The organism is Anseongella ginsenosidimutans, from assembly GCF_008033235.1.
Classification (GTDB): domain Bacteria; phylum Bacteroidota; class Bacteroidia; order Sphingobacteriales; family Sphingobacteriaceae; genus Anseongella; species Anseongella ginsenosidimutans.
The window spans coordinates 2,136,454-2,156,866 of record NZ_CP042432.1 but is presented as its reverse complement, the minus strand read 5'-3'; the positions used below and the strand labels follow the sequence as shown (position 1 = coordinate 2,156,866).

Sequence of the window (20,413 nt, the reverse complement as noted above, 5' to 3'; positions counted from 1 at the left end):
TTCAATTATAAATAAATTTCACCTTAAGTCAAAATATTATTTTCAGAATACACCGACTGCCAGCTTTGATAGGGTTAAGCTACCTAATAAATATTTACATATCGATATCCAATTTCTCCCTTTCACGCAGAATCACTGGGTTATGTTGTTTCAAACTTCCGGTACTACATTCTTCAACAATGTATAGTGGCCGTTTCCGGCTTTCCAAAAAGGTCTTACCGAGGTATTCGCCAATAATGCCCATCAATAACAGCTGCAAACCACCGACAAAAAGTATTCCCGCCATTACCGATGTCCAACCTGGCAAGGCTTTAACGGTAAACCAATGTACATACAGGGCATAAATCCCGTAAGCAAAAGACAACCCGGCTATCACCAGCCCTATAAAAATAGCTGCCCTCAGTGGTGCAATGCTCGACGAAACCAGCCCTCTTAACGAAAACGAAACTTGTTTTTTAAATGAATATTTGCTGTTTCCCCCAAAACGCTCTTCCACATCGAACGCAACCGTACACTGTTTAAAACCTAACCAAGGTACCAGTTCACGCATAAACAGGGCATTTTCGTTAAAGAAGGACAATTGTGTAACTACCTGCGCATCCAACAGCCTGAAATCAGCCCCCCGGGCACCAGTTTCAGATTGCTTATCCTATTTATCACGGAATAAAACCCTTTTGAAGCCAGCCTCTTCAAGACGGGCTCGGACCCATTATCCATCCTGCGTGTGTTAACCACTTTATAGCCCTTTTGCCATTGCGCTATCAATTGGGGTATCAGTTCAGGTGGATGCTGAATATCAGCGTCCATACAAACCACACAATCGGCATCCCGTGCATGGTCGTACCCCGCTTTCAAGGCATTTTGATGACCGAAGTTACGCGACAGATGAACATATCGCACCCTGTCATCTGCTGCAGCCAAATTCTTCAATATTTCCAGGCTCCCATCCGTACTACCATCGTCTATAAACAACAGATAATACTCATACACGGCTAAAACTGCTTTGGCGCGACGGTAAAACTCCTTTAAGTTTTCGGCTTCGTTATAGCAAGGGATGATTATCGATAACAGAAATTTATTCATCCTCCAATGGATTGTTTATGATTCCTTTACCTTCGGCCTTCCTTATTTCTATTAGCTCCCGAACATTGCTCTTTATTTTCTCGCTATTTTGCCAATCCTTGGTCCGAATATAAGTATGACTTCCCAGCACCATTAGATAGATAGCTGTAGATGTTATGACAAATTTTCTATATTGAGGGTATTTAGAAATAAGATAGTCTATATACCATACCAGTATGGCAGCCAGACCTACAATACTTAAGTACATATACCTGTCAGCAGTAAACATTTTGCGAGGCATCGGAATTATGTGCAGCACCAGGAACAGATTCACCACAAAAAAAAGAAAACCAAAAACTATTAAGTTATTCTGTCTTTTGTAATGCTCCCATATAAAATAAGCAATGATTAACACCAAGACTGCATACCCCAGATAATACCAGGGCAGGGACTCGCCTTTTTGAATCGGAAAAAAATAAAAATAATAGAGTTTTACCGGAGCAATAAAACGAAAAATATACTCTGTCATACTTTGCATACTCATTAATAATCTTTGGTAAAACGGATATGAATTTCCGCCCCCAATCGCACCAAGATTATTGACCAATGAAAAACACCAAAACAATATGGCCATTATAAAAAAAGGAATTTTTTCTAAAATGGTTCTTTTTAAAAAAAAACCTTTATTAATCTTGATGCCTTTGAGCCGGCCGAAGCCATAATCAATCACAAAAAGTAACAACGGCAGTATGATTGCCTGCTCTTTTGAGCCAAAAGCTAATATGTAAGCAAATCCGGTTAACAATAACCAATACCAGCTACCTGTTTTAATGTATTTTATGTAGCTCAATAATGCTATTAAGATAAAAAACGAGTAGAGTACCACCTTTGAGGCGCTTATCCAGGCGACTGACTCTACCTGCAAAGGATGAATGGCAAAGATAAAAGTAGTTAAAAAGCAAAAAACTCTTACTCTTTGTATCGAAAAATCCGGAAGCAACTCCCGTACTAAATATTGTAAGGCAAAATAGACCAGCAATACATTTAAAACATGAAACCATAAGCACATAGCATGAAACGCGAAGGGGTCAAACCCAAACAACTTATAAACTGCTATATAAGCTAAAGTATTTACCGGTGAATATTGGCCGTGATAAAAATTTGAAAAGTGATACAGGATACTTTGATAGGAATGATCCACTATAAATGGATTTTGTAAAAGCTGCCACTGATCATCCCAGCTATTTTGAAAATCATTGGCAAATGTTGGAAATAGCGCAATCATGGCAACTATTGCCAACACTAAAGGAAGCAGATATATATTTTTAGCGACCTTCATCCATTTAACGGAAATACATTCGTCCGGCTTTTCAAAAATTGTTTGCTATTTTCTTTTGAAGTGCCCCTCAACATATTCTCTTGTATGGCCGGGATATTTTTTGTCCGGCAGATAAACGTTGGAAATGTTCAGATTCTCGTCAACCTTACAAAAATAAGGCTTGTCCAATGCATCTAATGTGGTATTCAAGGGTCTCGTTGACTTTATATTTAAGAACCGAAGTTTTGGCGCATAAGTCGCTTTTAACAACCGGAACTCACGATCAGATTCAAACGTTCCTACAACAAGGAGATCTTTTGCATAAAGCGAATCAAGTCGGTTGCATATTTCCAGTACCTGCTTATAACACAGATCGCAATCGAATCCGCTAAACCGGAATATCAATTTCGGCTGGCTATGCTTCAACAGATCTGCTAATTGAATGGTCTTACCCTCATCATCTATCAATTGCAAATCCCAGCATTTCTCTCCTTTGATGGTTGTATTGAGCGAAGTGTGGTAGGGAGAATCAAACCGCGTCTTATCTGTCACTTCCCCTTCCGAACTAATCGTCGTTTGCATTTGCGCCTCTTTAGGCGACTCCAGGCATGCGGGTATCGTAAAGATACCCGTTATCATAAATATCCCTAAAATCGTCTTTGGAGTCATGTACTTACGCAATATTCTCATTTTTTGTGTAATCAATTATTGACTATTTCTTAAAAGGATTTCAACTTATAGAATACCAATATAGGGTTATCATTCACCTGTACATTTGCAAGTTCTTTATATTTTGGGTCGTCCATCAGCATCTGTCGCTCATTTTTACCAAATTCGTCAGGATAATACTTAACAAAGTCACTAACGCTAACCGGCGTTTCCCAAGCGACAAAGTAATTGTCATAACAGGCTAAAATATCATTAGCATAAAACATACGGGTAACCGTTGGCTCATTAAGCCAGGATGTTTCCCGGGCGAACAACTGGTTGCCGTTATTTTTATTGTAAAAAACGAGCTGTCTTCTGCCGCTAATAGTATAGCCGAAAGCCAGTATACTGTCTGTCTCGTAAATGGGTTGTATGGTGTGTACATAATTGGGCTCAACCCTAAAACTTTCAAGAACCATGTCTTCGGGCAGATTATGCCTTCCAAAGTCAAAAAAATACCGAGCATATACCGAATCCTTGGTCACGCCGTATAAATTATTGTCATAAAAAGGAACCAAATTCATTTCGGTGTTGTTTGAATCCCACACATACTGCCATTTGCTGACTTTATGTCTTAAATATTTTTCATCACTCCAAGGAAAAAAGGATAAAACGCCCTTTTGCGATAAATCGGTGATACGCAACAGATAATTGTCTGTAGCGGCTGAGTTATAGTCATTATAAAATGCATACTTGTCATTCCCCAAGTAGGTTATCCTGTCAGAAAAAAGATGCAGCTTTTTATTCCCGATAACATGCCCGTTAAAATCATAAAGAATAATCTTTCTAGTGATATTATCTAATATGACTATTCTATTTCTATCCCAGTCAACTGTAAAATCGACTATTTTGGCATACTCATTTGGTCCTTTCCCCTTTCCCTTTATCCTTGTTATTAGGTTTCCTTCCATATCGTAAAGGAACATTGAATCGGTCACATCATCGTGGATAAAAATAATATTATTACTGACCATTAATTTCTCTATTCGGCCCATGAAATTATCACCTAAGCTACTTAGCCTGACAAAAAAGAAATCGCCAATAAACTCGCTGATTTTTTTTGGCTGCTTGTTGGTTATTCCAAATGGGCTATTTATTGTTATTTTGCGAGCGCCGTTCTCCATTACGATGCCTATACGGTTATCAGGTGAACATTGTATCAACAAAAGGCACGAGGTTAACAGGTAAAACAAAAATGATATACGCATTGAGTATGGTGTCTATTTCACGAAATAAATAAGTAAGCCCTAAGATTGGTGAAAACCAATCCTAGAGCTTACACCTTTTTTATTATAAAGTTATGGTTCAGTTTCGAGGGGTATAGTGTAACAAACTACTGGCAAGCCACAGGTGTACATTCTTCATAATTGCCCCCGTGGCAATTAAACTCGCTTCGATCATCATAGGTTTCTGAATTCGACCCGCCTCCAGATGCCGAGCCTGTTACGCCGCCCGGTCCTGATCCTCCGGAAACACTACCTTCGCCAGAAGATGAACTTGAATCCAGGCATTGCTCCCAATCGCCTTCATAGTCGGCATTGCAAACATCCTCACACCAATCCCCGAAACCGGTATCATCATATTTTGACCCTGTGTCAGGGCCCGTTACCTGTGCAAGCACCTGTTCACTCGATAGTGCGAAAGGCCCCAAAAGGGTAACTTTTACGTTGAGTACCAACGCCACGACAAATACCACTACTGCCGCTGTTCGAATCGCTGCCCGCCTTTGGGCAGGTTTTTTCTGTTTACTTTTCATCATTTGTTTTTTATGGTTAAAAATTTAGCAAGTTTCTACTTGTTACAGGGTCACTTCCCAAACAGTGCCGTTTTTTATGGCGGCCAAATCCTAAACTTTTACAAGCTTACCACCGCACACTGCAAAATAATTGCAGTAGACTTTTTTTATAATAGGCATCGTTCGGTCCGTTCATTACAAACGCCTGATTTAATATGCTACAGGTTCACCTACGCCACAAAGAAATTATGGATGTGGCTGTTTAACAAAATCACCATCACAAAAATGTTTATAATATATAAGGGGGCTAATAATAACGGGAACTTCCTCAGGGAAGTGTAAGCCAACACGTAAGCGGACATGTTCACAAAATAAGTCAGGGTGACCCAATAATTAGGTTGCCCGGGCAGGGTGTGGTAAGCACCCAGCATCAACCACGTGAACACCATAATAACGAGACCCGCAAACAGAAAAGAAGTAGGCATTTTTTTTGGATATTTTGATAATAACCCATTGGCAAAACATACAAAAAATGCCGTGGCAAACACAAATCTGTTCGTACTCATTAGTGAAGTACCGCCCTCCTCCCACCATATACCGCTATAAAAAACACTAACCAGACCCATTATAGCCAGGTAAGCGATGGAAAAAAGCATCGAAGGATTAAAAGTAACCTTCTTTTGCACCAACACCCTGCAAAAAATATATAAACCTAGCGAAAACGACATAATACACACCAATAAAGCCAGCCCATCAAGCCATAGTATTCGGGTCCTCCCAACCGAAGTAAAGGGTAAAGTAGGCAGTTGAAGGCTACGATTCCAGGCATTTTGAACCTTAAAAAAAACAAACCACTCGTCCGTGTAAAGGTACTGTACAAAAAACACCAACAACGTAGCACCAATGGTTACCGAGCAAAGGACGGCCATTCTACGCATGTATTTTGGGGCTTCATTTGTTCGTTGTAAAAGCTGAACCAAATAGACAAATACAATGGCGCCAATAAAAACCATCCCCACCGAACGTGTTAATACGGCAATTATTAAACCTGTAATAATATATTTCCATTGTTGTTTGTCCAACCCTACAAGCAGCATGCTTGCGCCAAAAAAAAACAAGGCTTCAGAATAAGGTATAAAACAAAAGAATAAACTCGGGGTGGAAAGAAAAAGCAGCGATGTTTTGAAGTCGAAGTTAAAATGCAATGCCAAAAAATAGAATCCACTATAAAAGATAACACAATTTACTATGCTTATGCCTACTGGAGTAAGTCCGGTAACAAACCATAAGAAAGGAAACAAAGGAAAAAACGCCATAGGGCTGGTCCCTCCTTCAACATAATAATACCCATTTGATTTAATATATGCGTACCATTCCGCATCCAAAAAGGTCAGATTGATGTTGCTGGGGAACGTATTCACCGCCCCAAAGCGATAAAGCAGCAGATAAATAGCAATCACACAACCGGCATGAAAGGCCATAGCTTTAAAACAAGCATTGCCCTGAACTTTAAAAACTGAAAGCACTAATGATCTCATGTATAGATTAGGTTTTCGAGTTAAACGTGAGCCACAAATTGGCCGAAAAGTTCCAAACCGACACCAATACAATTGCAAGCGCCTTACTTAAATAAAAGGCTATTCCAATTTTTTGATGAAAAAGGAATAGAATTAGAGTGTTAAGAACTAAGCCAACCGTTGATATGGCAAAAAAAGAAAAATACTGTTTCGCCACTTGTTTACTTTTATCATTAAATGTCCACTTTTTGTTGATGTAAAAATTGCAGGATGCTGCAATAACAAACCCAGTAGCATTGGCCAGATACCTATCCATGCCGAAAAGGTCCTTAAATAACCAGGTTATGGAAAAATCTATCAGCAAGCCCATAAAACCGGTAGCACAAAACTTAAACAGTTTGTACACAAGCTGTTTTTCTTTTACCGTCTTGAAATCACAGAGCATTGGGTTTACTATCTTATATCACCCGCTAGTACCATCGCTATAATATGCACGGTTGACGGGCGTAACCTAATCATTATTCTAGTTGCATTTAACCCGACAATTGAAAAACACTTAATGCTGTTAAACAGTCGCATATTATTAAATCCCACTGCAATTATTTTGCAGTGAAAGAATTCTTAGCTAGTTTATCGAATTTTAATCATCGTGCGGGAGATGGGCAAAAAACAGCGGTGGGTTATTATAATGGATGGAGCTATTTCTCTTCTTTAAAACCAAAATTAAATCCGCCTGGAACAAGATAGCAGTAGGTTCTTCGCTGCTTGTCATACGCAATCGGCGCGCCCATATCCTTTAGCTTATCAATCCATACATGCACAGATCTCACGCTTATACGAAGCTTTTTGGCTAATTCCTCGGGGCTGCCAGTAGCCTTTTTTCTAACTAAACTATCCAAATATTCCAAGCGATTAAAGTGAGTAAAGTTGGGCATAGATTCAGATTTAGGTAAAACGATAAAAAATTGATATCTAATTGGTTATGATTCTAAGTTACGTTGTTTCCTCGTAAAAATAAGTTTGCCTTTCAGAATCGTATTTAATAAGGGCGCCCAAATCCCTGAGCATATTGATCCAGTTAAAAACGGTTGTTTGGCTGATGTTTAGCTTCTCAGCTAACTCTTTGGGTGACCCGGTTGATTTTTTCCGGATTAAATCATTGAGATATTCCAAACGATTAAGAGGCTCATTGTTAGGCATTATTATTAGGTTTAGGTGAACGCCACACGTAAATCGTATTAGCAATGTACGTGTTTTTCTTTACCGTGCAAAATTTATTTTTATTTTTCGATGAATCCATCTAAATCTTGGGTTAAGTTACAGCGTGGCATTTTGCCAGGATCCATATTGTTCCAAAAAAAGCCAGCCGGGTTTCCAGATCCTCTCGTTAAACGGTTCCTATGCCGCAACTACCTTGTAGGTTACCGTTAACAGGAACAAACAGCGGGCAATGTCTTTCATCACACAATTCAGAAGGACTTTATCTTATAAAACACCAATATTGGGTTATCATTCAGCTGCACCTTTGCAAGCTCTTTATAGTGTGGGTCTTCGAGCAATGTTTGCCGTTCACTTTCGGGAAACCGCTTAGGTCGATTCTCAACAAAATCCTTTATGCCAACAGCGGTTTTCCAGGTTACAAAATAATTGTTATAGCAGCCTTTAATATCCGATGCGTTAAACATCCAGGTAACCGTAGGCTCGTTTAGCCACAACGTTTCACGGACAAACAACTTATGCCCATTGTTTTTGTTGTAAAAAACGAGCTGCCTTTGCCTATTAATGGTATAGCCCAAAGCAAGGACGCTGTCCGTCTCAAAAACGGGCTGTATGGTGTGTACATAATCGGGGTCAACCATAAAGTTTTCAAGAACCACGTCATTGGGCAGATTATGTTTCCCAAAATCCAAATAATACCTGGCATATACTGAATCGCCCGTCACCCCGTAAAGGTTATTGTCATAAAACCGGACCAGGTTCATCCTGCTATTATCGGAATTCCAAACATACTGCCATTTGCCGACTTGGTGCTTTTCATACTTTTTATCATCCCAAGGGAAAAAGGATAAGGGGTCGTCTTGCGACAGGTCAGATATACGCAGAAGGAAGCGGTCTTGGGCTGCTTCGTTATACCCGTTATAGAATGCATACTTACCTTCTCCAAGATAGGTAATCCTTTCTGAAAAAAGAAGTAGTTTTCTACTCCCGATAGCCTTCCCGTTAAAGTCATAAAGGATAATTTTTCTGGTTATATTATCCAGAATAACGATTCTTTTTTTGTCCCAATCAATGGTAAAATCCACGATTTTTATATACTCGTTCGGCCCCTTTCCCCTGCCTTCTATTCTTACTATCAGGTTTCCTTTCATGTCGTACAGGAACATCGATTCGCTCACCTCATCGTGAATAAAGATAAATGATTGTCCGTAATACTACCTAAATGCTTATATTAGGGCATCAAAGAAGCGATTATGAATTTTATAGAGTTTGTAAAACGGTATCCTGACGAGGCGAGCTGCATTGCTCATTTTAGAGCAATAAAGGAACGTCAGGGCATCGTGTGTAAGAAATGTGGTAGCCGGGAGCATTATTGGAATACGACCTACAATTCGCACGACTGTAAACGCTGCCGTTATCGGCTAACGCTTCGTAGCGGAACGGTGATGGAAAGTTCCAAACTTCCGTTTCAATACTGGTTATATGCGATTTACCTGATGACGATGACCAAGAAGGGGATTTCGGCATTGGAACTTCAGCGCCAGCTGGGTCATAAACGGTATGAGCCCATTTGGGCCATGATGCACAAGCTGCGCTCGGTAATGGGCATTCGGGATGAGCAGTATGATTTTGAAGGGGTGGTGGAATTGGATGATGCTTTTTTCAAGACCCATTCAGAGGAGAAAGACGATGAACCTCCCAAAAGAGGCCGTGGCAGCCAGGGGCAGAGCAAAGTCGTGGTCATGGCCAAGGTGGAACCCAAAGTAGGCCGTCCCAAGAAGCATAAGAAATCATCTTCATTCCGTTACGTGAAAATGGTGGTGGTGCCTGACAGTTCAGCACTTACGGTAAATCAAGCCGTTCAGGGTGGTACCCGGGCGGTGACGACCATCAAGAGCGATGGGTGGCGCGGTTTTAACAGACTGAGCGAAATTGTCTCCAAACATGTCCGGAGAACCGTTAAGCCTGAGGAAGCCTCCAAGGTACTACCCTGGGTGCATACGATGATCAGTAATGCTAAACGTGCCCTTTTGGGCATCAACCATCAGGTGAAAGCAGACTACCTTCAGAACTACCTCGATGAGTTCTGCTATAAAGTCAACCGACGCTACTTTGGGAAAGAGTTGTTTGATCGGCTTATAGTTGCTGCTGTTGCCGATACATGGTACGGAAAGGCCAGGTATAATTGCGGATAATCATTTAAAGATAATATCATCGCAGATTAACAATTTCCCTAGCCGACCTATAAAATTTTCTCCGAGGCTGCTTAGCTTAACAAAGAAAAAATCGCCCATATACTGGCTTACTTTATTGGGCTGATCATTGCCAATCCCAAACGGGCTTTCTATGGTTATTTTTATTGCACCATCTTCCGTCACAATGCCTTTTCGATTACTATCAGGCGAACATTGCATCAAAAAAAAGCACGAGGTTAACAGGCAAAACAAAAATAGTATACGCATAGCGGTATGATCAATATTTAAAAATTCTGCGGCATTTCAAATTCAACGATGGTCAATATAGGATTATCAGATACTTCCAAAGTTGGCAGTAATTCGTATAGTTCGGGGAACTCCTCTTTTAAATATAACTCTGAAATTTTGCCTGCTTTGAGAGCGCTTATGAAACCAGCGACAGAAATGAATGAAACAACTTTTCCTTCCCCGGTCAGACCGATGGGATGGCCAATTGGGAATGTGAATTTAACAGGTATTAATGAATTACCAGCGCCGTTTTCCCTTATGCAAAATGCGGAGATTATTTTTCCTCTGTCCTGATAGGTAAAAGCCAATACATCTTCCGACTCGACGACATAATTATGTAAAAACGAATATCGCAAACCTTCTTTCATAAAGGAATCAAAGGACTTTTTCACTGACAATGGAATAGCGCTTTCGCCGAAATCAAAAACGTATTTGGGATAGATCCCATTCCCGGCTGCCGCTATTTGATAAATTGTATCTGAGAGCGCAGAACTATAGAGGAATCCCTTCTTGTTTTTAAATATAAATCCGGAGAAACTTAACCCGCCTCCAAAAGATTTTGGAAACGGGAATAGCCTATCCAGCACCTTTCCGGAACTGTCAACAGCTATCAGATTATAGTGCTTTGACAGGTCGTTTACGTTCTGATTAATGTGATAATAATACTTACCATCAATTCTGCTAAAGGAATTGCCATATAAACGATGCTTTATACTTCTAATATATTTTCCCTGCAGGCTAAACTCAAAAATCCCCTGCTCGTTGTTACTCAGGATCAGTATCTTTTTCTCCCGCGGATCAATAATGAAGTCGTTAATTATTGTAAACTCGCCAGGTCCCTTTCCCAGGCTTCCAATTGATCTAAGATAGTTGCCATCTTTTCCAAACACTTTTAAACTCCGCTGTTCCTTATCCAGTATGTATATTTCACTCTCGTACAAAATGGCTTTGTTAACTGTCGAAACAATACTGCTATCATTCGTCTCCAAAGGGATAAATTGAATCTCCTTTATTGCATCGCCTATAGCTGGTAAGCTTCGGGCCTTGCTAATATCTACTATAGTTATGCCTGCTTTGCCCGTGTCAGGTTTCCTGCGTTTGTTATCATTGCAGGACGGCAGCAGAATGCAAAAAATAAAATTAACAGATATAAAAGCAAATAATTTCATATTTAACAATCCTACTATTCTAACCGGAACAACGCCAGCACCGGGTTGCTCATAGATTTGTCTTCTACCGGAAAACGTTCTAGTTGTTTCATCATCCTCGCGTTATTATTAAAATATAACATTGGATAATCAATATGAGGGTACACCGTTGCGAAAACATTAGAGCTGACTTTATGCAGTCCCATTAAAAAATGAAAATCCCCGAATAACCTGCCATCGTTGGCGCCTGAATTAAAAACCACTTCTTTTGTGCGTTTGTCGTAGATAGCTGTATAGGGAGTGTTTTGATTAAAAATATAATCAATTACCAGATGGTTCTCGCTTTCCTGAACTTGCGCGGTAATGACATAGTTATTTTCAACAATGGCTTCGAAGGGATTTATACCTTTATACTTCGATAGAAAACCGGTTGGCAGGGCGTTTTCAGCATACTTTATGACGTATCTTGCTTGTACGTTTCCGCTTGTATCGACAGAAAAAACGGTATCATTATAAGGCATGGAGTAATTTACACGGCTCTGGTACACAACCATGGGATGGCTGGTCCCGAATATATCTTTCTCCGTATCCTCCGGGTTGCAAGGAAATAGATTTGCAGTAATCTTCCCGGTTAATTGGTTATAAAGAAAAAGATTGTATAAGCCATTCGGCTTTCTTTTAAAGGGGCTTTCAAGAAAATAAACATCTCCTATGCTCACGAAACCTTCCTGGTATAAAGAAGGCAATTGCTTATCGCCTAAAAACCCGCCGTCAAGTGTATATTCTCTGATTTTTCGAGTGAATATCTCATAGGTTTCAATATGGCCCTTTTCATTGACAAAGCAGTCGATCAACTCCGTATGTTCGCCAGGACCTTTCCCGCTTCTTATTTTATTGACATACTTGCCATTCCGATCGAAAATCAGCACGCCGTTCGCCTGAAATTTGTCAAATACCACGATTCTGTTTCCCCTGATAAAAAGTTTTGTGACCATACCAATGAGCGACTCCGGCCTTGTTTCAAGCGGAATAAATTCAAGATCGGTGAGCAGCGAGTCGACGGCCGCCGGAAACTGCTGTCCGTATTCAAACACCGAATTATCAATTTCAATTACCGTTACCGGATTGATATCTACCGGTTGCTTTGCAGTCTTCGCTCCTCCACATGATAGCAGGAAGAACGCGAAGAATAAATTATAAGGGCATTTCATTGTTATTTAAATACATATTTCACCACAATAGGATTATCACCCATCCTAACCAGTGCCAGTCTTTCCCGTTCCGATAACGCCTGCAATGTACCTGACGATCGATGGTAGGTTTGCCGCAGGCTTCATTAACTTCTTTTTTAACATAGGTCTTGGTTTTAGGACTATGACATTTTTTCACTTAAACGTATATCGCAACAGCACCGGGTTATCCAGCTCCGACAAGTTCCCCAGGACGGCTTTCACGTCCTCCGGAAGTACCTTGCCGTCTTCTACGGCTTCGGCGGCGCGCTTCATAAATGAGGGTGCGTCGTAAATCGTGAAAATGGAATTGTCATCGCCGTCATGGGCAAAATAATTTGAAAACCACATTGGGTCTCCTTCTTTTTCAAATTTCCGGTGCTTGCTGGTCTTCCCTGTTGATTTATGATAAAGCACCAGGTTGCCTATTGTCCCAAACGAAAAGACCACATAGTCTTCCATCTCCCTGAAATTATATACAGGAAATCCCAGACGACGGATAAAAACCTCCTGGTATATCTCTAAAAATCCCATGTTTTTAAACTCAGGTTCAAGCCGGAAATCTTTGTCCCCAAAATCAAGAAAAAAGGACGCAGATAGCTTTTTTCCGTCGTATGTATAAACGGTATCCGAGTAAAACATTAATAGGTTCAATTTTGAAGCCGTAGTCAGTGCGGGCTGTTCTATCCTCCGGTTGTTAAAGAAAACGTCGGTAGCCGAGGTATTGAGCAAGGTCCTCTGTTCCAGGCTGCCTTCGGATATTTCTGTCAGCAGGTTCACTTTCTCATTTACCAGCAGCTGCACTTTCCCATTAATGTATCCGATGCGAAAAGCCAAGTTATTGAAAGGAATATGATTCAGGTACTCTCCGTCCAGGTCACAATAAATGAACAAATAAGGCCGGTCAGAATAAAGTACCAGGCGCTGCCCTTTTTTGTCAATCGCAAAATCCATTAAGCTTTGGTACTCTCCCGGGCCTCTTCCTTCTCTGCGTACCCTATTCAGGAATTTTCCGCGTTCGTCGAAGATCAGCACACTATTACTGCCCTTGCTGAGTATATAAATTTTACCCTTGTATAGGGCTAAGCGATTAATGCCATCGACGAAACTTTCTTCTGTCGTTTCTAAGGGTATATAAGCCGCCTTCGAAAAGTAATCGTCGAAATCGAAATCTTTCCTGGACTGGTAGGAGTCCGGGATCTTAATGGTGACCAGTTCGCTTTCATCCGCTGACTGATGGCCGGCTTTTTCAGGCTTGCAGCCGGTAATAAATAGGAATGACAAAATAAGCAGGAAGTAAACGTGTTTACGCATAGACTTGGTTTAGGTTAAACGTATTTTTCAACTGCCTGAACCAAGGTAGCAATTATTTATTCTATCCGCAAGGATTTTACCGGGTTCATCATGGCGGCCTTTACTGACTGGAATCCCACCAGAAGTAATGCAAGCAGTACGATCAGTAATCCTGACAGGGCAAATAACCACCATTCCAGTTCCATGCGGTAGGCAAAGCCGTTTAGCCATCGGCCTGCGGCCCACCAGGTAAGCGGGACCGCCAGGGCAGCCCCCGCCATTACCAGGAGCAGAAAATCCTTGCTGAGCAGCAAGCCCAGTTCAGCGGTGCCGGCGCCAAGGACTTTCCGGATGCCGATCTCTTTGGTACGGCGGCCTACTAAAAATGTCGTCAAGGCAAAAAGGCCCATTGCGGCGATGGCGATGGCTGTGAGGCTGAAAAAGCTGATGATCTTCTGCAGGCGGGTATAGGAAGTAAGAAGACGTTCAAAATTACTGTCAAGGAAAGAGTAGCGGATGGGGAAAGCCGGTTCGATTTTTTTCCAGGCGGCTTCTATACTGGCAATGGACTCTTGCAGGTCATTTGTGTGAAGCTTTACAAGGATGGCTCCTCCCGATTGATACATACAAGCCTCATTGCCGACGGTAAAGACCGAAGGCAGGACTTGTTCTTTAAACCCGGCTACCTGGAAGTCTTTTACAATGCCAATGATCTTTACCGGCACAGTGTCACAATAGGGAAAGGTAATGTAGGCTTCACCGGGCTCCTGCAGGTTCATCCGGCGTGCGGCGGCCTCGTTGATCACCGCGGTGCGCGTATGCTTGTCTGCGTAATTATCTTCAAACAGGCGGCCTTTTAACAGGTCAATGGAAAGGGTGTTGAAATAGCCTTCGCTGACTTTTACCGAGGCCATTCGTATGGATTCGCCCTGATATTTAAATGCAAAGGTAGAGGTGTCCAGCAGGAGATCGCCGGGGACTACCGTTGTCTTGGAAACTTCCCGGACGCCGGGAATGGCCAGGAGGGAGTTCCGGACCTGTTCGAAATCAGCTTCTCTTGTTTGCTGCGTTGCTTGCAGGCGCATGACCTGCTCCGCAGAAAAGCCCTTGTCTTTTGTTTGCATAAAATTCAGCTGCCTGCTCACGATCAGGGTGCCGGTAATGAAGAACGCGGACACGACAAACTGCAGCATTACCAGGGCATTCCGTAAGCGCGTACCGCTTTTTCCGCTTGAATAACTTCCTTTCAGGACGCTTACCGTATTGCAGCGGGACAAAAAGATACCGGGATATAAACCGGAAAGAAGGATCACCGTCAGCAGGCAAACGATAATCTGCACGGTCAGCAGCAAGGCATTTTTTCCATCGAGAAAATTCAGGCTGATGCCAAATTCACGGTTAAAAACCGGCAGCAGGACAGTTACCAGCAGAATGGCCAGAACCAGGCTCAGGAAGCATTGCAGGGCGGTTTCGCCCATGAACTGGAAAAGGAGGGACCTTTTGCCGGAGCCCAGGCTTTTCCGGACGCCTACCTCTTTCGCTCTGCGCATACCGGCTGCCACCGACAGGTTGCTGAAATTAATGACACCGGCAAATAATAAGAGCCCGGCAAGGGCCAGCAGCACGGAAACGGTGGCGAAATTACTTTTGCCATGCCGGGGAAAGTTATGCAGTTGGGGCATGGCCTCGGCAAATAAACCGGCACGATGTCCGGCCGCGTGGAATTCTTCCCAGGACTGCTCACCTTTTTTCAGCCGCTCCGCATAGTAAATCCGGTCAAGTTCCCGCTCTACCTGGGCGAGAGGCATAATTCGGCCCGTTTTTATATAAGTGTCATATGACCAGTTATTCCAGTGATAGTTGCTTTCCGGATACGGCGGCCGGTAAACGAGCTGCACATCCAGGTATGACGGCTTATCGGGCGTCTCCATCAATGCCGTCACCTCGCAGTCAAAAGCGTCATATACCCTGACCATCTTGCCGACAGCGGGAGCATCGCCAAATAACTTTTTCGCTACCGCCGTACTCAATACCATTGCATTGGGCTTTGTCAGCGCGGTGGCGGCGTTCCCCTGAACAATCCGGTAGGGAAAAACCTTAAAAAAATTGGAATCGGCCTCTACGGTTCCCGTCTGGTAGATCTTCTTGTCGCCTGTTTGCAGCAGCACTTCAAAATCACCGGCGGCAGACATACGGGTAGCTGCATCTACAAGGGCTGCCTTTTCGTGAAGAAAATCAGCCAACGGGCCAGGCGTGCCATCCGGGATATCGTCTTCGGTCTGAACGGAAATTTTATAGACCCTCTTCAAAGACGGATCCCAGGTATCATAACTGAGTTCATGATTCAGGTACAACAGGAGCAGTATAAAACCAGCCAGGCCTACCGCCAAACCGGTGATATTGATAAAGCTGTATGCTTTGTTCTTCCAGAGGTTTCGCCGGGCTATCCTGAAATAATTCTTCAGCATGGTTCATGGTTTTATTGCGAATCCGTGCCGCAATAAAACTGCCACATAAAAAAGCCGCCCTCAAGGCGGCAGGAAGCATTTTTAGCCGCTATCCGTCCGGAAACGAACACATGGTGTCCGATTCCGGACGGCGAGGCAGCCCCGGATAGATGTCAGTTACTGCCGGTGATTTCGGGCGGCGCCGAGCATCTGCGTATAAATGTGCGCGTAGTTTCCCATCGTGACCAGGAAGTTACGCTTTGATATACCGGCAAAGCGCGCGGCTTCTTCTGAGGAAATTATCGATTTATCAAAAAGGATTGCTGCCACGGCGATCTTAATTTCGCGCTCATTCGCCTCGTTTATCTCATGCGGGAGGTTAAAAGTGATTGTTTTCATTCCTGTAAATATTTTGCAACGTGTAAGGTGTAAAGAAGTAAACAGGACAAAGCGTCCACAGCTATGCCCTGCTTACAATCATCTCATAAGCATCAGCGTCAGGAAAGATTTTTATTCCTGTGCAGCTTCTTCGTTAACGAAACTTTCTGCAATACTGGTAAGGGTAGTATCCGTTTCCTTCTCTTCCCCGAGAGTATCTCCCAGAAGCTCAGCTGCCTTTTTATGCTTCATTCGCTTGGCAAGCGTTACCATGCTGCCATAGGAGGCGATCTCGTAGTGTTCTATTTTTTGTGCAGCGATGATCAGGGCGGCGTCACGGGTCATAGTGTCGCCTTCCGTTTCCGCGATAATTTCCTCGCCTTCCTTCACAAGGCCTTTAATGGCCGGGCAAACTTTGCCTTCCGCCTTTTCGTCCAGGCTTTCAAATGTCTGTTCAAGCCTTTCCACATGGGTCTTGCTTACCTCGATGTGTTCTTCCAGGGCATCCTTCAGTTCCTGGGAAGTCGCTGCTTTCACCATTTTGGGAAGTGATTCCACAATATGGTTTTCCGCCCAATACAAGTCTTTCAACTGGTCTAAAAACAGTTGATGCATCTTTGAATTTTTCATCGCTGAATCCATAACTAATCTTATTTAATGGTTAAAATTTAATAATAAAAGTAGAGTTGAATCCATTAGCTATCCCTTTTTTCTGAATCGTCTTCTTCTGAATCGTCTGATGCGTCCCGTATATAAGTATTATTGTAGCGCTGATCAATGAAGCTATCGTCTTCTTCTTCACTGGCGCGGTCGTACTCGGTGTATTGATCGGCTTCGTCTTCGACATCCTGCGACTGGCTTTCAACGGCGGCTTTTTCCTTCTGCTGGCGTTCCGTAAGGTCTTCGAGGTCTTCCTCATTGAGGCTTACCCGCTCAAGATCTTCCTGGCTTTGAACGGTACCGGAGAGGTCCAGCACCTCCTGGCCGATTTCAGTAAGGTCATATTCTATAAGGCTCCATTCGGAATGCGTATCCAACTCCAGTTCCTGGTCATCTCCGGCGAACTGCAGCCCAATGAGTACATCCCAGTCAATGGTTCCATATTCGTCCTTGAATTCCTGGGACAGCATGGCTGCAGCCGTTCCGATCTGGGCGAGCTGCGTACTGATGGCCTGCTGGCTGTATTCGTCTTCATTGTACTCATTTAAACTTCTGAAATCAAGCGTACCCACTTCGGCCTTTATTTCAAGGATTGCATCTGCGATATCCATCAGAATTAATTTGTCTGTTTCAAAACTTGCCATGAGTATTTAATGCTAGTGTTCAATGATAGCCTCCCTTATAACGTAAAAATTCGGCCAAAGACCGAATATGACGTTTCAGGGGTGGCTTTGCCGCAGGATCAGGATCTTTCATGGTATGCAAATTCCCCGGATGTAGCCCGGCTTCCTCACTCGTGCAGATGCCTGTCCGTATCATCGCATGGGAAAAAGAGGCAGTATATTTGTAATTCCTGTGGGGAAAATGATAGCTATGCTGTACAATATATCTTTCTTAAATAAGATCAAAGATTTCCTTATCGAAAACTGCCAAACTGTTTCGGTGGCGGAAAGCGTTACTTCGGGCTATTTGCAGGCGGCCTTTTCGTCGGCTGTAGATGCCACTCGCTTCTTCCAGGGAGGGATCACGGCTTATAATAATGGCCAGAAAACCCGGCATCTAATGGTGGAACCCATTCATGCAGAAGAATGTAATTGTATTTCAGAAAAAGTTTCGGCAGAAATGGCCATAGGAAGCAACCGTCTATTTAGCAGTGATTATGCGATAGGCATTACCGGCTACGCCAATAAACCACCGGGAAGCGGGATTTCCACCTTATTTGCCTTTCTCGCGATAGCAAAGGGCCATGATGTGATATTCGCTAAAAAATTGGTCAGCTTAAAAACATCCATGGTGGAAGTGCAGCTGGATTATACCAACCAGGCGCTGGAACTGCTCTCCAGCCACCTTCAACCGGGCACGCAATCGCCGGACACAAAAAGCGCATAATAGCCCGGGCACGTAAGGCGCATAAATAAAGAAGGGTTTTGGCATATTGAATACCAAAACCCTTGAAACCTCTTTTTATTCCTTCGCTGGCATTACCCAGATCAGGTTCTATGGGTATGTTCTCAGATTTAATTAAAAACCACCCCCAAAGAGTGTTTCAGTATATATTACTCGAAAACCGTGCCACTCCATCCTGCCCGGGCAATGTTTTTGCATTTTCATATATGTAGCAAAAAAGCAGTGCAGCAAAAACGATATTCATGAAAAAAGGACGCATTCACATAGGCACATCGGGCTGGCATTATAAACATTGGATAGGCCCCTTTTATCCTGAAGGGACCAGGAACAATGAGCAGCTGGAGTTCTACCTGAAACATTTCAAAACCGTTGAACTGAATAATCCCTTTTACCGGCTTCCTTCACCGGGCACCTTTGAAAACTGGGCAAAGTCCGTTCCGGCCGGCTTCCTGTTTTCCATAAAAGGGAACCGCTACGTTACGCATATGAAAAAGCTAAAGGTAGCGGCAAACGACCTGGATTATTTTTTCGAAGGCGTGGGCCAACTGGGCAAAAAAGCGGGCCCTGTCCTGTACCAGCTCCCGCCCCGTTGGAAAGTAAATGTTGAACGGTTGAAAGGCTTCCTGGACATTCTTCCTACAGATCAACGGTATACCTTTGAGTTCCGTGATCACAGCTGGTACCGGGAAGATATTTACGAATTGCTCCGGCAGCATAACTGCGCCTTCTGCATCTACGAGCTGGCGGGGCACCAATCGCCGGAAGAAGTAAGCGCGGATTTCGTTTATGTGCGGCTGCACGGGCCGGGTGGTAAATACCAGGGAAAGTATACACAGGGCACACTCAAAAAATGGGCGAAAAAGTGTCTCCATTGGCAGAAGAACGGGAAAGATGTACTTGTTTATTTCGACAATGACCAGGCCGGATACGCCCCTGCCAATGCCCGCGAACTGGCGGAAATGACCGGCGCGGCAGGATAAACGTTAAGCGGGATTAAAAAAAGCTGATCGAAAACAATATTTTCGCCGGATTGCTGTTAAGGTAGTACTGCCCATTTTAAATTTAATTGATGCAACCGAAGAATTTACTTTTATCGTTACTGTTTATCACCCTGATCTCTCCCTTTGCTTATGGTCAGGAGACGCCCGAAACTCCCGAAGAGAAGCTTTCCCTTGATGCCGGAACCATCGAAAGCCAGTTTGACTATATTACCACGAAATCCAACAGTTTCCAGGAATACAAAGTGGTGAAAAAAACCTGGCTTAGTAAGCTTGAATCAAATATTCTTGACTCCATCAATAAAATGAAAAGCGAGCTGTCGGAAATGAATTCCGCCGCCCTTGCTTCGAAAAAAGAAATGTCCAGCCTTCAGGCCGAAACGGAGGCTGCCAGAAGTAATCTTGAAACTGCCGTAGCTACGAAGAACAGTATCTCTTTCCTCGGGATCCAGACCCACAAAAGCCTCTATAACAGCATTATGTGGGGGCTCGTCCTGGGACTGGCCGCCCTGCTGTTTTTCTTTGTCTACCGGTTCAAAAGCAGCCACGCCGTTACTGCCGACGCGGTAAAAACCCTGGAAGAAACCAAACAGGAGTTCGAAACCCACCGCAAAAAAGCCCTCGAACGCGAACAAAAACTAAACCGCCGCCTCCAGGATGAACTGAACCGGCAAATGAGCTAAAAGACAAACAAGCTTTTTGAGGATAGGCACCAAAATGGTATCTGCAGGAAACAAATCCAACATCGGAAAAACTGAACCCAATCAAAATAAGAAAGTAAAAGATTACGGGAACGATCCTTACTTTGTAAA

The 20,413-nt window shown here is 43.1% G+C and carries 22 protein-coding genes and 1 riboswitch; of the genes, 4 read left to right on the top strand and 18 right to left on the bottom strand.

What is annotated here, in order from left to right; translation table 11 throughout:
* Nucleotides 1-94 precede the first annotated feature (94 nt).
* From FRZ59_RS08995 to FRZ59_RS08945, 11 genes are all read right to left on the bottom strand, one after another.
* On the bottom strand, nt 95-550 hold the full coding sequence (locus tag FRZ59_RS08995) for a hypothetical protein (RefSeq protein WP_147698288.1): 456 nt from the start codon (nt 548-550) through the stop codon (nt 95-97).
* Nucleotides 551-588: 38 nt separating this feature from the next.
* Nucleotides 589-1,083, bottom strand: coding sequence for a glycosyltransferase family 2 protein (locus tag FRZ59_RS08990; protein WP_147698287.1), 495 nt, complete (start codon nt 1,081-1,083; stop codon nt 589-591).
* Nucleotides 1,076-2,401 carry an ArnT family glycosyltransferase gene (locus tag FRZ59_RS08985; RefSeq protein WP_132130752.1) on the bottom strand — a complete coding sequence of 442 codons (1,326 nt, stop codon included), beginning with the start codon at nt 2,399-2,401 and terminating at the stop codon, nt 1,076-1,078. Before FRZ59_RS08985 ends, FRZ59_RS08990 begins: the two co-directional genes overlap by 8 nt.
* Before the next feature lie 45 nt (nt 2,402-2,446).
* Nucleotides 2,447-3,061, bottom strand: a complete 615-nt coding sequence (locus FRZ59_RS08980; RefSeq protein WP_132130753.1) for a hypothetical protein — start codon at nt 3,059-3,061, stop codon at nt 2,447-2,449.
* A gap of 38 nt (nt 3,062-3,099) precedes the next feature.
* A complete protein-coding gene (locus FRZ59_RS08975; RefSeq protein ID WP_158640579.1) occupies nt 3,100-4,212 on the bottom strand; it encodes a DUF4934 domain-containing protein in 1,113 nt (370 codons plus the stop codon).
* Nucleotides 4,213-4,421: 209 nt separating this feature from the next.
* The gene (locus FRZ59_RS08970; protein ID WP_132130755.1) at nt 4,422-4,847 is read right to left on the bottom strand and encodes a hypothetical protein; all 426 of its coding nucleotides are present in this window, start codon (nt 4,845-4,847) and stop codon (nt 4,422-4,424) included.
* A gap of 206 nt (nt 4,848-5,053) precedes the next feature.
* Nucleotides 5,054-6,361 (bottom strand): hypothetical protein, encoded by a 1,308-nt coding sequence (locus tag FRZ59_RS08965; RefSeq protein ID WP_132130756.1) that lies wholly within the window; start codon nt 6,359-6,361, stop codon nt 5,054-5,056.
* A gap of 7 nt (nt 6,362-6,368) precedes the next feature.
* On the bottom strand, nt 6,369-6,785 hold the full coding sequence (locus FRZ59_RS19990; RefSeq protein WP_132130757.1) for a GtrA family protein: 417 nt from the start codon (nt 6,783-6,785) through the stop codon (nt 6,369-6,371).
* A 253-nt stretch (nt 6,786-7,038) separates the two neighbouring features.
* Nucleotides 7,039-7,275 carry an HTH domain-containing protein gene (locus tag FRZ59_RS08955; RefSeq protein ID WP_132130758.1) on the bottom strand — a complete coding sequence of 79 codons (237 nt, stop codon included), beginning with the start codon at nt 7,273-7,275 and terminating at the stop codon, nt 7,039-7,041.
* Between the two features lie 58 nt (nt 7,276-7,333).
* Nucleotides 7,334-7,540, bottom strand: coding sequence for an HTH domain-containing protein (locus FRZ59_RS19985; RefSeq protein ID WP_132130759.1), 207 nt, complete (start codon nt 7,538-7,540; stop codon nt 7,334-7,336).
* Nucleotides 7,541-7,809: 269 nt separating this feature from the next.
* Nucleotides 7,810-8,754, bottom strand: coding sequence for a DUF4934 domain-containing protein (locus tag FRZ59_RS08945; protein ID WP_317127739.1), 945 nt, complete (start codon nt 8,752-8,754; stop codon nt 7,810-7,812).
* A 57-nt stretch (nt 8,755-8,811) separates the two neighbouring features.
* Between FRZ59_RS08945 and FRZ59_RS08940 the strand changes: the two genes are divergently transcribed.
* A complete protein-coding gene (locus FRZ59_RS08940) occupies nt 8,812-9,753 on the top strand; it encodes an IS1595 family transposase (RefSeq protein WP_132130833.1) in 942 nt (313 codons plus the stop codon).
* A 284-nt stretch (nt 9,754-10,037) separates the two neighbouring features.
* Here FRZ59_RS08940 and FRZ59_RS08935 read toward each other — a convergent pair whose 3' ends face one another.
* The 7 genes from FRZ59_RS08935 to FRZ59_RS08905 all read right to left on the bottom strand — a co-directional run bounded on the left by FRZ59_RS08935 (nt 10,038) and on the right by FRZ59_RS08905 (nt 17,807).
* A complete protein-coding gene (locus FRZ59_RS08935) occupies nt 10,038-11,210 on the bottom strand; it encodes a DUF4934 domain-containing protein (RefSeq protein ID WP_132129930.1) in 1,173 nt (390 codons plus the stop codon).
* A gap of 14 nt (nt 11,211-11,224) precedes the next feature.
* On the bottom strand, nt 11,225-12,400 hold the full coding sequence (locus tag FRZ59_RS08930; protein WP_132129931.1) for a DUF4934 domain-containing protein: 1,176 nt from the start codon (nt 12,398-12,400) through the stop codon (nt 11,225-11,227).
* A 174-nt stretch (nt 12,401-12,574) separates the two neighbouring features.
* Nucleotides 12,575-13,732: a DUF4934 domain-containing protein gene (locus FRZ59_RS08925; RefSeq protein WP_132129932.1), complete on the bottom strand. Its 1,158-nt coding sequence runs from the start codon at nt 13,730-13,732 to the stop codon at nt 12,575-12,577.
* A gap of 56 nt (nt 13,733-13,788) precedes the next feature.
* Nucleotides 13,789-16,179, bottom strand: a complete 2,391-nt coding sequence (locus FRZ59_RS08920; RefSeq protein ID WP_132129933.1) for an ABC transporter permease — start codon at nt 16,177-16,179, stop codon at nt 13,789-13,791.
* Between the two features lie 156 nt (nt 16,180-16,335).
* On the bottom strand, nt 16,336-16,557 hold the full coding sequence (locus FRZ59_RS08915) for a UPF0175 family protein (RefSeq protein ID WP_132129934.1): 222 nt from the start codon (nt 16,555-16,557) through the stop codon (nt 16,336-16,338).
* A gap of 111 nt (nt 16,558-16,668) precedes the next feature.
* Nucleotides 16,669-17,151, bottom strand: a complete 483-nt coding sequence (locus tag FRZ59_RS08910; RefSeq protein WP_225975252.1) for a YciE/YciF ferroxidase family protein — start codon at nt 17,149-17,151, stop codon at nt 16,669-16,671.
* A gap of 80 nt (nt 17,152-17,231) precedes the next feature.
* Nucleotides 17,232-17,807 carry a ribonuclease HepT family protein gene (locus FRZ59_RS08905; protein ID WP_132129936.1) on the bottom strand — a complete coding sequence of 192 codons (576 nt, stop codon included), beginning with the start codon at nt 17,805-17,807 and terminating at the stop codon, nt 17,232-17,234.
* 262 nt (nt 17,808-18,069) lie between these two features.
* Between FRZ59_RS08905 and FRZ59_RS08900 the strand changes: the two genes are divergently transcribed.
* The 3 genes from FRZ59_RS08900 (at nt 18,070) to FRZ59_RS08890 (ending at nt 20,284) form a co-directional block, all read left to right on the top strand.
* Nucleotides 18,070-18,585, top strand: coding sequence for a CinA family protein (locus FRZ59_RS08900; protein WP_158640578.1), 516 nt, complete (start codon nt 18,070-18,072; stop codon nt 18,583-18,585).
* A 61-nt stretch (nt 18,586-18,646) separates the two neighbouring features.
* Nucleotides 18,647-18,742: riboswitch (TPP riboswitch) on the bottom strand.
* A gap of 103 nt (nt 18,743-18,845) precedes the next feature.
* Complete coding sequence (locus FRZ59_RS08895) at nt 18,846-19,583, top strand: DUF72 domain-containing protein (protein WP_132129938.1); 738 nt, start codon at nt 18,846-18,848, stop codon at nt 19,581-19,583.
* An 89-nt stretch (nt 19,584-19,672) separates the two neighbouring features.
* A complete protein-coding gene (locus FRZ59_RS08890; RefSeq protein WP_132129939.1) occupies nt 19,673-20,284 on the top strand; it encodes a hypothetical protein in 612 nt (203 codons plus the stop codon).
* Nucleotides 20,285-20,413 lie beyond the last annotated feature (129 nt).